Origin of the sequence: Corynebacterium sp. DNF00584 (assembly GCF_001552965.1) — a bacterium.
In the GTDB taxonomy this organism is placed as follows: Bacteria; Actinomycetota; Actinomycetes; order Mycobacteriales; family Mycobacteriaceae; genus Corynebacterium; species Corynebacterium phoceense.
This window is the reverse complement of record NZ_KQ959732.1, coordinates 48,765-60,546: the sequence shown is the minus strand read 5'-3', so window position 1 is coordinate 60,546 and position 11,782 is coordinate 48,765. Positions and strand designations below refer to the sequence as shown.

The 11,782-nt window shown below is 65.9% G+C and carries 11 protein-coding genes; 7 read left to right on the top strand and 4 right to left on the bottom strand.

The features are described 5' to 3' along the window. Nucleotides 1-11 precede the first annotated feature (11 nt). The gene (gene miaB, locus HMPREF0307_RS02565; RefSeq protein ID WP_255356845.1) at nucleotides 12-1,631 is read left to right on the top strand and encodes a tRNA (N6-isopentenyl adenosine(37)-C2)-methylthiotransferase MiaB; all 1,620 of its coding nucleotides are present in this window, start codon (nucleotides 12-14) and stop codon (nucleotides 1,629-1,631) included. Nucleotides 1,632-1,652: 21 nt separating this feature from the next. Continuing rightward, nucleotides 1,653-2,246, top strand: a complete 594-nt coding sequence (locus tag HMPREF0307_RS02560; protein WP_066486572.1) for a DUF2304 domain-containing protein — start codon at nucleotides 1,653-1,655, stop codon at nucleotides 2,244-2,246. Between the two features lie 6 nt (nucleotides 2,247-2,252). On the opposite strand, the gene HMPREF0307_RS02555 is transcribed toward HMPREF0307_RS02560, so the two are convergent. Both HMPREF0307_RS02555 and HMPREF0307_RS02550 read right to left on the bottom strand, forming a co-directional pair. Next, complete coding sequence (locus HMPREF0307_RS02555) at nucleotides 2,253-3,362, bottom strand: hypothetical protein (protein ID WP_066486569.1); 1,110 nt, start codon at nucleotides 3,360-3,362, stop codon at nucleotides 2,253-2,255. Next, nucleotides 3,363-4,694 carry a DUF349 domain-containing protein gene (locus tag HMPREF0307_RS02550; RefSeq protein WP_066486568.1) on the bottom strand — a complete coding sequence of 444 codons (1,332 nt, stop codon included), beginning with the start codon at nucleotides 4,692-4,694 and terminating at the stop codon, nucleotides 3,363-3,365. Between the two features lie 136 nt (nucleotides 4,695-4,830). On the opposite strand from HMPREF0307_RS02550, the gene miaA reads away from it, so the two are divergent. Together miaA and dapF are read left to right on the top strand one after the other, a co-directional pair. After that, the gene (gene miaA / locus HMPREF0307_RS02545) at nucleotides 4,831-5,742 is read left to right on the top strand and encodes a tRNA (adenosine(37)-N6)-dimethylallyltransferase MiaA (RefSeq protein WP_141629118.1); all 912 of its coding nucleotides are present in this window, start codon (nucleotides 4,831-4,833) and stop codon (nucleotides 5,740-5,742) included. Between the two features lie 9 nt (nucleotides 5,743-5,751). Continuing rightward, nucleotides 5,752-6,600, top strand: a complete 849-nt coding sequence (gene dapF, locus HMPREF0307_RS02540; protein WP_066486562.1) for a diaminopimelate epimerase — start codon at nucleotides 5,752-5,754, stop codon at nucleotides 6,598-6,600. A 156-nt stretch (nucleotides 6,601-6,756) separates the two neighbouring features. Here dapF and HMPREF0307_RS02535 read toward each other — a convergent pair whose 3' ends face one another. Together HMPREF0307_RS02535 and HMPREF0307_RS02530 are read right to left on the bottom strand one after the other, a co-directional pair. After that, the gene (locus tag HMPREF0307_RS02535; protein WP_066486558.1) at nucleotides 6,757-7,338 is read right to left on the bottom strand and encodes a hypothetical protein; all 582 of its coding nucleotides are present in this window, start codon (nucleotides 7,336-7,338) and stop codon (nucleotides 6,757-6,759) included. Between the two features lie 154 nt (nucleotides 7,339-7,492). Next, on the bottom strand, nucleotides 7,493-8,272 hold the full coding sequence (locus tag HMPREF0307_RS02530) for a hypothetical protein (RefSeq protein ID WP_066486554.1): 780 nt from the start codon (nucleotides 8,270-8,272) through the stop codon (nucleotides 7,493-7,495). Between the two features lie 157 nt (nucleotides 8,273-8,429). Here HMPREF0307_RS02530 and hflX point away from each other — a divergent pair, with 157 nt between their 5' ends. The 3 genes from hflX to HMPREF0307_RS02515 all read left to right on the top strand — a co-directional run bounded on the left by hflX (nucleotide 8,430) and on the right by HMPREF0307_RS02515 (nucleotide 11,747). Next, complete coding sequence (hflX, locus tag HMPREF0307_RS02525; protein ID WP_066486546.1) at nucleotides 8,430-9,947, top strand: GTPase HflX; 1,518 nt, start codon at nucleotides 8,430-8,432, stop codon at nucleotides 9,945-9,947. A gap of 61 nt (nucleotides 9,948-10,008) precedes the next feature. Then, a complete protein-coding gene (locus HMPREF0307_RS02520; RefSeq protein ID WP_082723189.1) occupies nucleotides 10,009-11,292 on the top strand; it encodes a uracil-xanthine permease family protein in 1,284 nt (427 codons plus the stop codon). Then, on the top strand, nucleotides 11,292-11,747 hold the full coding sequence (locus HMPREF0307_RS02515; RefSeq protein ID WP_066486540.1) for a GyrI-like domain-containing protein: 456 nt from the start codon (nucleotides 11,292-11,294) through the stop codon (nucleotides 11,745-11,747). The genes HMPREF0307_RS02520 and HMPREF0307_RS02515 overlap by 1 nt, the downstream gene beginning before the upstream one ends. Nucleotides 11,748-11,782 lie beyond the last annotated feature (35 nt).

The window sequence follows — 11,782 nt, the reverse complement described above, 5'->3', positions numbered from 1 at the left end:
TGAGCGCCCCCATGAACACTAGAAACCCCAAAAACGCCGTCACCGGAGTCGATCCGGAGGCCGCCCTCGGCCAGATCGCGCAGAGCGCTGGCACCAACCCGGATGGTTCCGCGCGTACCTATGAAGTGCGTACTTTCGGCTGCCAGATGAACGTTCACGACTCTGAGCGCATCTCGGGTCTGCTAGAAGAGGCTGGCTATGTCGCCGCCGCGGAGGAGCAGGAGCCTGACCTCGTCGTGTTCAATACGTGCGCCGTGCGTGAGAACGCCGATAAGCGCCTCTACGGCACGCTGGGCAACCTGAAGAAGACGAAGGACAATCACCCCGGCATGCAGATCGCCGTGGGCGGTTGCCTTGCGCAGAAGGATAAGGACACCGTGCTGGGCAACGCGCCGTGGGTCGACGCCGTCTTCGGCACCCACAACATGGCGGCGCTGCCCACGCTGCTCGAGCGCGCCCGCCACAACCACGAGGCGCAGATTGAGATTGTTGACTCCCTCGAGGAGTTCCCCTCCGTCCTGCCTGCCAAGCGCGAGTCCGCGTACGCCGGCTGGGTGTCCGTGTCCGTGGGCTGCAATAACACGTGCACGTTCTGCATCGTGCCGTCGCTGCGTGGCAAAGAAGAGGACCGTCGCCCGGGCGACATCCTGGCCGAAGTCCAGGCGCTCGTTGACCAGGGCGTGTCCGAAGTTACGCTGCTCGGCCAGAACGTCAACGCCTACGGCGTGAACTTCGCGGACCCCAACCTGCCGCGCGATAAATTCGCGTTCTCCAAGCTGCTGCGCGAAGTCGCGAAGATCGAAGGCTTGGAGCGCCTGCGCTTCACCTCGCCGCACCCGGCCGAGTTCACCTCGGACGTTATCGACGTCATGGCCGAGAACCCCGTCATCTGTCCGCAGCTGCACATGCCGCTACAGTCCGGCTCGGACCGCGTCCTCAAGGAGATGCGTCGCAGCTACCGATCCAAGAAGTTCCTGGGCATCCTCGACGAGGTGCGCGAGAAGATTCCGCATGCGGCGATTACCACGGATATCATCGTGGGCTTCCCGGGCGAGACCGAGGAAGACTTCCAAGCCACCATGGACGTCGTCGAGCGCGCCCGCTTCGCCTCCGCGTTCACGTTCCAGTACTCGCCGCGCCCCGGCACCCCGGCTGGCGCCCGCGAGGATCAGATCCCTAAGGAGGTCGTCCAGGACCGCTTCGAGCGCCTCGTCGCGCTCCAGGACCGCATCGCCGCGGAGGAGAACGCCAAGCTCGTGGGCACCGACGTCGAGCTGCTCGTCCAGGCTACCGGCGGCCGGAAAAACGAGGAGACCCACCGTCTTACCGGCCGCGCCCGCGACGGCCGCCTCGTGCACTTCACGCCTTCCGATGCCGCCGGCAATGAGATTGCCGGAGATATACGACCCGGCGACGTCGTTCACACGACGGTCACGGACGCAGGATCCTTCTTCCTCATTGCTGACGCCGGCGTCACTGAGCACCGTCGCACCAAGGCGGGCGACATGTCGGCCGCGGGCGAGACCCCGACCACCGCGCCGATTGGCGTGGGTCTAGGCCTGCCGTCCATCGGCAAGCCGGCATCCGCGCCGGTCGCTGGCGAGCCTGGCGAAAAATCGTGTGGTTGCTAAGCCAGAGTAAGGTTGAGCTCCATGAGTGATACGAAAGAATTGCAGGACGCGCTCGCCGCGGAGAAGCGCGCGGCGAAAACACTGGAGCTCGGCGGCGCGACTATCCCGCTGGGCGTTGCGGTGCTGCTCTACGTTGTGAGCCTGCTCTTCGACAACACGAATGGCTTCAGCGGCGCGGAAACGCTCCTGGGGCTGGGCGACGTCTCCATCATGGAGCAGGTCTTCGCCCTCGCCTCGGCCATCGGAATGATTCTCACGCTTATTACGCTCGTGGCACGCCGTACGATGCTTGCCCAAATTGCGTGGATGCTCGTGGGCCTCGGCCTTTTCGTCGCGCTGTGGGCTTTCTGGGCCGCGAATTCGACGGGCCCGGGTTTCTACCTGTTGCTCCTCGGCGATATCATTGCGGTCGTCGCCTTCGCGCGGATTATCATGCACAAGTCCCCGGAGCAGCGCGCTGCCGAGGAGCGCGTGCGCGAGCTCGCCGCCCGCCCGAACGCCGTCGTCGCCGTTCAGACGCACACGCCGAAGGATGCCGCAGACGATAATCCGGTCCTCATCGACGACCGCCGTGCGCAGGCCGCCGAGCGTCACCGCCGCCAGCGCGAAAACTAGCGAGAACTAGAGCTTGAGCTCCCAGGCCTCGGCCGCAGAGATCCTCTGCGCGCCGAGGCTTTGTGCTAGCTGGGCGGAGGGGGCATCGGCAGGCGCGAAGGAGCCGTACGCACGGGTGACCTCGGGCCACACGCGGCGCACCTCGCGCAGCGCGACGAGCTGCGCCAAGCGCGAGAGCCCCTCGCCGCGGCGGTCACGCGCGGTGACGGTAAGCGTCCACTCGGCGACCTCGGGATCCCCGTGCTCCTGGTGTGCGAGCTCGCTGAGAACCACCACGCGACCCTCGATTTCTAGCCCCACGAGCAGGGTGTGCGCCTTGCGGTCGCGCAGCCGGGCCGCGGCGTCGCGGAGGCGCTCGGCGGTCCACACGACGGGTTCGACGGTGAGCGCCCCGTTGCACGTGTCGGCGCCGGCGACGGTGAGCAGCTCCAGGACGTCTGGCAGCTCCGCGTCCGGGATGTCGTAGTCCTCCCACACGCGCACGGCGAGCCCGTGGGGAAGCAGCGGCACCGCTGGGTCTGCGGGGACAGAGCAGACGATTTGTTCCTCACGGTGCTTGCACTCGAAGCCCAGCTCCCGGAATGCGGGGAGGAACGGGTCTTCGGGCTCGACTGTGAGTCCCACCTGCGCGACATCGCGACCGAGCTTTCCCATGAGCGTGAGGGACTGCGCGGCGAGCCAGCGTGCGACTTCTTCGCCCTCGAGATCGAGCGGCTCGCCCGGCAGAGGCAATAGATCGACGTCGAGGACGAGCTCGATGTCGGCGTGGCCCTTTTCCTCAAGCAGGGGGAGCGTGAGCAAGATAAAGCCACGGTAATCAAAGAGCGGGGAGTCGGCGCCGGGGTCGACGGCGGCGGGCGTGGTGGGCAGGCCGAGTTCGCCCACCTCGCCGACGGCGGGGCCCTCGACAGCGGCAAAGAGGAGAGTCGTGGACTCGGTCGAGCCTTTGAGACGATTGAGGACGCGCTCCGGCGCGACGGACGCGGCGGGGTCGCCCGTCGCCTCCTGCGCCGCGAGGTTCGAGGCGAAGACGAAGCTGCGCACGACGTCTGAGGGATCGAAGGCGCCCGCCGCCACGAGCGTGGCAGCGGGCGGGGAGACCTGAATGAGGCGCATTTACTGGTCGTTCGCGGCGGCAGCGGCCGTGTCAGCCCACTCCTGCCACTGCGCGGCCTGGGCGCGCAGCTCCTCGGCCTTCTTCGTCTTGCCCTTGGCCTCAGCGGCCTCGGCTTGCGCAGTGAAGTTGTCGACCTTGGCCTGGAACTGGGCGACACGGGCCTGGACCTCGGGGTCTGTGCGGCGCCACTCGGCGGACTCGGCGTCAGCGACGCGCTTTTCGAGCGCCTCGATCTTGTCCTCGTACTCGCGGATGCGAGCCCGCGGGACGAAGCCGATGTCCTCCCACTTCTCCTGGAGCTCGCGCAGCTTGTTCTTCGCCGTCTCGATGGACTTCTCCGGGTCGATCTGGGAGTCGTACTCGGCAAGCAGCGCGTCCTTGGCCTCGGCGTTCGCCGCGAATTCCTTGTCGCGCTCGTCGTTGAGGGCGTTGCGGGCGTCGAAGAACTTGTCCTGCGCGGCACGGAACGCGGCCCACAGCTTGTCATCGATGTCGCGCGGGGCGCGGCCGGCAGCCTTCCACTCGCTCATGAGGTCGCGGAACTTGCGGGCGGTCTCGCCCCATTCCGTGGAATCCATGAGCGCCTCGGCGCGGGCGACGAGCTCTTCCTTCTTCGCCTTCGCGGCGGCGCGGCTACGGTCGAGCTCCGCGAAGTGGGAACCGCGGCGGCGGTTGAAGGAGTCGCGGGCGCGGGAGTAGCGCTTCCACAGCTGGTCGTCCGTCTTGCGGTCGATGCCGCGGATCTGCTTCCACTCCTCGAGGATGGCGCGGATGCGATCGCCCGCCGCTTTCCACTCGGTGGAGTTCGCAGCGAGGTCCTCGGCTTCTGCGGCAAGCTTCTCTTTGGCAGCGATGGCCTCCTCGCGGCGGCGGGCCTTGTCGGCCTGCGCCTGCTGGCCGGCCTTGTCCGAGTGCTCGAGGACTGCGGTCAGGCGCTTGTCCAGCGCCTCGATATCGCCAATGACGGCGGCGGTGGGCAGCGACTCGCGCAGCTCGGACGCCGTCTTCTTGATGGACTCGGCCTCGCCCGGGTTCGCCTTGAGACGGGCCTCGAGCAGCTCGACCTCGGTGGCAAGATCGTCGAAGCGCTTACCGTAGTGGGCCAAGCCCTCAGCCGGGGTTCCGGCCTGCCACTGGCCAATCTCTCGCTCGCCATCAGCGGTCTTCAGATACACGGTGCCATCGTCGTCCACGCGGCCGAATTTGGACGGGTCAGAGGCGACCGGCGTGGCCACCGGCACAGGCTGTACGGCAGGGCGGTGCGCACCGGGTTTGGCTCCCGGGCGCGGGCCGGGCTTGGGCATATTGCCTGGGGTAGGGATGGGAGTCATGTGCGCACACCGTGCTTTCTTCTGCTTGCGTGCCCCGCGCGGGGGCTGCCAATAAAACGTCTTTTCTCACTTTAATAGTTTCTGGCCCATTTTGTCTTAGGTTGTAGGGGCGAATTTCCCTAAGATGGGTCGAGTCATGCCTGAAAATAATCTGCGCCCCATCGCCGTCGTCGGTCCCACCGCCTCCGGCAAGTCTGCCCTCGGCCTCGTCCTTGCCCACGAGCTCGACGGCGAGGTCGTCAACGTCGACTCCATGCAGCTCTACCGCGGGATGGATATCGGCACTGCGAAGCTCACGCTTGAGGAACGCGAGGGAATCCCGCACCACCAGCTCGACGTCTGGGACGTCACCGAGCCCGCCTCCGTGGCGCGCTACCAGCGCGACGCCGTCGCCGACGTTGAGGACATCCTAGCCCGCGGCAAGACGCCCATCCTCGTGGGCGGTTCCATGCTCTACGTGCAGGCGCTGGTGGATGACTGGCAATTCCCACCCACGGACCCTTCTGTCCGGGCGAAGTATGAGGCGCGCCGTCTGGACATTGGCATCGATGCGCTGCACCGCGAACTTGCAGAAATCGACCCCGCCGCCGCCTCGATTATCGAGGACAAGGACCCGCGCCGCACCGTCCGGGCGTTGGAGGTCATCGAACTCACCGGCAAGCCGTTTAAGGCGTCGCAGCCGCCCAAGGACGCGCCGCCGCGCTGGGGCACGCGCATGCTCGGCCTGCGCACCACTCCCGAGTGGCTCAACCCGCGCATCGATCTGCGCACGCGCCAGATGTTCGAGCGCGGCCTCGTCGCGGAAGTGGAGGCGCTTCAAAAACAGGGCCTCGTCTCTGATTCAACGGCCGGCCGTGCCATCGGCTACGCCCAGGTCTTCCAGGCCCAGCGTGGTGAACTCACCTGGGACGAGGCCGTCGAGCGCACGATCACCGGCACCCGCCGTTACGTGCGCCGCCAGCGCTCGTGGTTTAACCGCGACCCGCGCATTACGTGGCTCGACGCGGCAGGGGACACCGCGGCCCAAGCGCGCGCCGCGCTGGCGTAGTATCGCCGTATGACCACGACTCATTTCACCAAGGGCCACGGCACCGAAAACGACTTCGTCATCATTGAAGATCTAGATGCGGCAACTCCCATCGCACCCGAGCGCGTTGCGCTGCTCTGCAATCGCCGCGCCGGCATTGGCGGCGACGGCCTTCTGCGTGTCGCCCGCGCGGGCGCGCTCCTCGACGCCGGCGAGGTCGAGTCGATCGACTGCGACCGCGAGGACTGGTTCATGGACTACCGCAACGCGGACGGCTCCGTGGCCGAGATGTGCGGCAACGGCAGCCGCGTCTTCGCGCATTACCTGCGCGCCCGCGGCCTCGTCGACGCAGATGAGTTCACCATCGGCACCCGCGCGGGCGCTAAGCAGGTGAAGGTCCATTCCTTCGATGACTTCGACGCGGAGGTTTCCATCGAGATGGGCGACGCTGTTGTCACCGGCGTGTCCACCGCGTCGATGGCGGGCACGAGCTTCGCCGGCCTGGGCGTCGACATGGGTAACCCGCACCTCGCCGCCGTCATCCCGTCGCTCACGTCCGAGGAACTCGCCGCCATGGACTTCGAGCAGCCCGTCTTCGACCACGAGTTCTTCCCCGCAGGCGTCAACGTCGAGGTCGTCACCCCGCTCGTCGACGGCGCCGTCCACATGCGCGTCTTCGAGCGCGGCGTCGGCGAGACCCGCTCCTGCGGTACCGGCACCGTCGCCGCGGCCCGCGCCGCGCTTGCCGATGTCGCCCAACCCACCGGCACCGTCGCCGTCAACGTCCCAGGCGGGCAGGTCGTGGTGGACATCTTCGACGGCGGCTCGCGTCTTACTGGCCCGTCGCGCCTCGTTGCGGAAGGCACGACGGTTCTCTAAAACCGCCAGACATTCGCCTTTCAGACGAAGGCAATGTTGTAACAGCAATAACCCCAGGTCGCGGCGAGAGTGCCGATTTTATTGACCTGGGGTTATTGCCTTTGAGATAGTGCCTTCGCCATGAAGTGGGCATGAGGGCGGAGTGACCGCGGGGGGCTAGGCGGAGTCGCGCCAGTCCTCATCCTCGTCAGAAGCGGCACTGGAAGGCTGCTGTTTGTAGTCCGGGCCCAAGCGGAACGCAGCCTGGCGGGCGGCGAGCCAGGATTCCTGGAGGCTCGCGGCGCGCTGGTCAGTGACGCTCAAGATCTGCTCGAGCTGATTCGTGTCGAGCATGGGGGAGGCCAGACGAGCCGGGAGGCGCTTGAGGAAGCGCGATGCAGAAGCGTACTGGTAGTGGAAGGCCTCGATGTCCGGATCGTTGGTATCGAGATCGAGCAGAGCCGGGCGGTGAAGCGTGCGGTCCGCGATGATGTCCGTGTCCTGGGAAACCTCGAAGTCCTCGAATTGCGCCATGACGTCCCGGATATCCTCGCTGGAGAGCTGGATGGACGTGCGCAGCGCGTCGTGCTCCGTGGACTCGGGACGGGCGCTCATCATGAGCAAGGCAGCGCCGACGAGCAGGAAGGAAATCATGAGCCCCGGCACCTTGAGCAGGGCGATGAGGACGATGCACGCGCCGAGCGTGAGCGCCATGGCCAGCGTGGAGCGACGTGAATAGGAATTCGAAAATAAGACCATGTCACTGCCCTCCGCGCGTAAATAAATAAATTCTTCAGGGAATTTTACCGCACCGCGGCGGCGATGCCCAATGAAAAGTGCCGCGTCAACTTTGTGTGGGTGCGGGATCAGGAAAGCGCGGCACGGAGCATCCCGCGCCGCGCTAGGGGTCGTCCTAGTGGCCGCCGCAACCGCAGCCGCCACCGCCGCAACCGCAGCCGCCGGTGGGCAGGTTGACGGAGGCGACGATCATCGCGCGGCCAGCGAGGACGGTGTCCTTGGCCGGGAGCTCGCCGTCACCGAAGGTAGCCGGCAGGCAGAGATCGAAGGGGAAGAGACCGTCCATGACGAGGTGCATGAATTTCTCGCCCGTGAGCTGGTTGTGGCGCCACTCGGACTCCATGACACGCGCTGCAAAGGTCGCGGCAGCGGTAGGTGTTGCGGCGGAACCGGCATTGACGATCTCGGCGCCCTCGGACTCGAAGGCGGACGGGAAGATGCCGGTGGCGGCCTCGTAGGCCTCGGCGGAGTCAAAGGACTCGACGGCGACGCCCATGGCGGTGAGGCTCACCTGCTGCCATTCCTGCGTATCTTCCTCGGCGAGTAGCGGGCCCTGTGCCAAGTTCGCGGTGACCTGAGCCAGCGAGTTGCCGAACGGGTCGATGACGTCCATGTAGGACAGAACGTCGTTGACCATGTCGACGTGGGCGAAGGTCTGCGTGGTCGCCTCAAAGCCGATGAAGGTCGCGAAAGGCTCAACGGCCAGGATGTTGAGCTGTGCGCCCGACGGATCAGCGAACTGAATAAGCTGGCCGCCGCGGACCTCGCCGGTGACGGTGAGCTGGTTCGTGGCGATGGCGGCTTCAACCGCGTCCTGCCAACGGGAGTAGTTGAGGCCGATGGCCTGCATCTCCGGATTAGCGGTGGATTCAACAGGTGTGGTCATGGGGATCATCCTAGCGTGGGGGCCAATATTTCCAGTAACGTTCAACCGTTGCGCGGGCGTGTTCATTCCCACAGGGTTCTCCGTATTTAATCAATGTGGGGGTGCTGTGCGCTGTGGGCGAATTATTCACCGTTTTCCCGCGCGACGTGGAAAGATGGGAAAGCATATGACAGAGAAAGAAAAGCAATCCCACGAGGATCTCCTCGCCGCGGCCTTTCGCGACCTTGCGGCGCCGGTGCACGGTGTGCGCCCAGTCGACCACGGAGACCACGGTGACCCAACCACCGGCGAGCTCGACCTCGCCGAGCGTAACTCCTTCCGCCGCGTCACGAAGGCAACGACCATTCGTGCCGAAGACACCACTGACGGCTACGAGGTTGAGTACCGTAAGCTGCGCCTTGAGCAGGTCGTGCTCGTCGGCGTGTGGACCGAAGGCACCGTCGCCGAGGTTGAGGCCACCATGTCCGAGCTTGCCGCGCTCACAGAGACCGCCGGCGCTGAAGTTGTCGAGGCCCTCTACCAAAAGCGCGATAAGCCAGACCCGGGCACGTACGTTGGCTCGGGCAAAGTCAAGGAGCTCAAAGACATCGTCATGGCCACCGGTGCCGATACCGTGGTCTGCGATGGTGAGCTCACCCCCGGTCAGCTCTCCGCGCTGGAGCGCGAGCTCGACACCAAGGTCATCGACCGCACCATGCTCATCCTCGATATCTTTGCGCAGCACGCGAAGTCCAAAGAGGGAAAGGCGCAGGTCTCCCTAGCCCAGCTCGAATACCTCTACACCCACACCCGTGGTTGGGGTGGCAACCTCTCGCGTCAGGCGGGTGGCCGCGCCGGCTCCAACGGCGGCGTGGGCCTGCGTGGTCCCGGTGAGACGAAGATCGAGACGGACCGTCGCCGCATTCGCACCCAGATGGCGCTGCTACGTCGCGAGCTCAAGGCTATGAAGACCGCGCGCGAGGTCAAGCGTGCCCGCCGCGGCGCGTCGGCCATTCCGCAAATCGCCATCGCTGGCTACACGAACGCCGGCAAGTCGAGCCTGATCAACGCCATGACCGGCGCGGGCGTTCTCGTCGAGAACGCCCTCTTCGCTACCCTGGATCCCACCACGCGCCGTGCAGAGCTTGCCGATGGCCGCCAAGTCGTCTTTACAGACACCGTCGGGTTCGTTCGTCACCTGCCCACGCAGCTCGTGGAGGCTTTCAAGTCCACGCTCGAGGAGGTCCTCGCCGCAGACATCATGCTCCACGTCGTCGACGGCTCGGACCCGTTCCCGCTCAAGCAGATCGAGGCCGTGAACAAGGTCATCTACGACATCGTGCGCGAGACCGGCGAGGACGCCCCGCCAGAGATCATCGTCATCAACAAGATCGACGAGGCCGACCCGCTCGTGCTCGCAGAGCTGCGCCACGTCCTTGACCGCGACAACGTCGTGTACGTCTCGGCGAAGACGGGGGAGGGCATCGACGAGCTCACCGCCCGCGTCGAGCTCTTCCTCAACGCCCGCGACGCTCACGTACAGCTGCTCGTGCCGTTTACCCGCGGCGACGTCGTGGCCCGTGCCCACGCCGTGGGCACCGTGCGCTCCGAGTCCTACACCGAGGACGGCACGCTGCTCGACGTGCGCCTGCCCGTCGCCGTCGCGGACGAGCTCAAGGAGTTCCACGTCTCCGACGCCGCGTAGACGGAGCCGCTGAGGCGTTCACGTTTCCGTATTCGTCGCAGGTCGACCATAATGAGGGTTCGTGACTTACTCTCTAGGTTGGACCGTCCACGGTGACGGTCAGAAAATTGCTCCGGGCGCGGTTGTCGCGCCGGAAGAACGCTTGAGCTGGGGCCGGACGATCGGCATTGGCATGCAGCACGTCGTCGCCATGTTCGGCGCGACGCTACTCGTGCCGATGCTCACCGGCTTCCCTGTGAACACCACGCTGTTGTTCTCAGGTATCTCGACCATCCTCTTCCTTCTCATCACGCGCAACCGCCTGCCCTCGTACCTGGGCTCGTCCTTTGCGTTCATCGCACCGCTGTCGGCCTCGCAGTCTGAGGGCATCAGCGTCCAGGCGGGCTCCGTCCTCGTCACAGGCCTTGTCCTCGTGCTTGTCGGCTTTATCGTGAAGGCTGCTGGCCGTCGCGTCCTCGACGCCGTCATGCCGCCGGCCGTGACTGGCGCCATCGTCGCGCTCATCGGCCTGAACCTGGCACCGAGCGCCACCGCCAACTTCCAGACGCAGCCGCTCGTTGCTTTCGTCACCCTCGTCGCCATCATCGTCGCGACCGTGGGTGGCCGCGGAATGGTTGCCCGCCTGGGCATCCTCATTGGCGTCGTCATCGGATGGGTCTTTGCCGCCGTGACGGGCAACCTCGCGCCGGACACCGCGCAGACCATCGCCGATGCTGACTGGATCGGTGTGCCGCAGTTCCACACGCCCTCCTTCCACCTCTCGGCCATCCTCGTGGCGCTGCCGGTCCTCGTCGTCCTCATCGCGGAGAACGTCGGCCACGTCAAGGCTGTGTCCGAGATGACCAAGCGCGACCTCGACGATCTCGCTGGCGACGCCCTCATTGCGGACGGCCTCGGCACCGCCATCGCGGGCGGCTTCGGCGGTTCCGGCACCACGACCTACGCGGAGAACATCGGCGTTATGGCCGCGACCCGCGTGTACTCGACGGCCGCGTACTGGGTTGCGGCACTCTTCGCCATCGCGCTCGCCTTCATCCCGAAGTTCGGCGCACTCATCTTCACCATCCCTACCGGCGTTCTCGGTGGCGCCACGCTCGTGCTCTACGGTCTCATCGGCATGCTCGGCATCCGCATCTGGATGGACAATAAGGTGAATTTCAACAACCCGGTCAACCTCACCTGCGCGGCCGTGGCACTGGTCGCCGGCATCGGCAACCTCACGCTCAATGTCGGCTCCGTCTCACTCGAGGGCATCGCTTGGGGCTCCGTGGGCGTTATCGTCGTCTACCCGTTGGCCAGGTGGCTCTATGAGCGCATGGGTGAGGGGCATGGAGCGAAATACTAATGGAGCCGCGTCCCCTCCCGCGCCACACGGTGCTTGCCCTGCGCCGCGAGGTCACTGACCTCCGGACCTTCTTCGACGCCGCCTATCCGGTTCTCGCGCGCGTCCTCGAGGCCGCTGGCGTCGTTCCCGCCGCCTGCCGGGCCTACTATTTCTCGGCACCCGACGAAAGCTTCGACGTCGCCGCTGCCTTTGTGCTTTCCGATGCCCATCGTGCCGCCGTCGCCACCGTCCTCGACGCCGCGGAGTACCCAGCGCAGCTCCTTGATTTCCCCGAGGGTTCCGCCGTGGTCGCGCGCTTTGAACAGGACTACGCCATGCTCCCCGAAGCATGGAACCAGTTTGAGACCGCCCTGCGCGAGTCCGGTCACGACCCTAGCGAGGTCGCCTTCGAGGATTACGTCCTCATGCCCGGACAGGACGGCGGCCCCGTCACGGACCTGTACTGGTACGTCTAACCCCGCCGCTGTTCTGCCTGCCCGCTGCCTCACCG

Excerpts from the sequence above, each read along its gene's own strand:
- miaB (WP_255356845.1), top strand. The coding sequence starts at position 12 with ATGAACACTAGAAACCCCAAAAACGCCGTCACCGGAGTCGATCCGGAG.
- HMPREF0307_RS02560 (WP_066486572.1), top strand. The coding sequence starts at position 1,653 with ATGAGTGATACGAAAGAATTGCAGGACGCGCTCGCCGCGGAGAAGCGC.
- HMPREF0307_RS02555 (WP_066486569.1), bottom strand. The coding sequence starts at position 3,362 with ATGCGCCTCATTCAGGTCTCCCCGCCCGCTGCCACGCTCGTGGCGGCG.
- HMPREF0307_RS02550 (WP_066486568.1), bottom strand. The coding sequence starts at position 4,694 with ATGACTCCCATCCCTACCCCAGGCAATATGCCCAAGCCCGGCCCGCGC.
- miaA (WP_141629118.1), top strand. The coding sequence starts at position 4,831 with ATGCCTGAAAATAATCTGCGCCCCATCGCCGTCGTCGGTCCCACCGCC.
- dapF (WP_066486562.1), top strand. The coding sequence starts at position 5,752 with ATGACCACGACTCATTTCACCAAGGGCCACGGCACCGAAAACGACTTC.
- HMPREF0307_RS02535 (WP_066486558.1), bottom strand. The coding sequence starts at position 7,338 with ATGGTCTTATTTTCGAATTCCTATTCACGTCGCTCCACGCTGGCCATG.
- HMPREF0307_RS02530 (WP_066486554.1), bottom strand. The coding sequence starts at position 8,272 with ATGATCCCCATGACCACACCTGTTGAATCCACCGCTAATCCGGAGATG.
- hflX (WP_066486546.1), top strand. The coding sequence starts at position 8,430 with ATGACAGAGAAAGAAAAGCAATCCCACGAGGATCTCCTCGCCGCGGCC.
- HMPREF0307_RS02515 (WP_066486540.1), top strand. The coding sequence starts at position 11,292 with ATGGAGCCGCGTCCCCTCCCGCGCCACACGGTGCTTGCCCTGCGCCGC.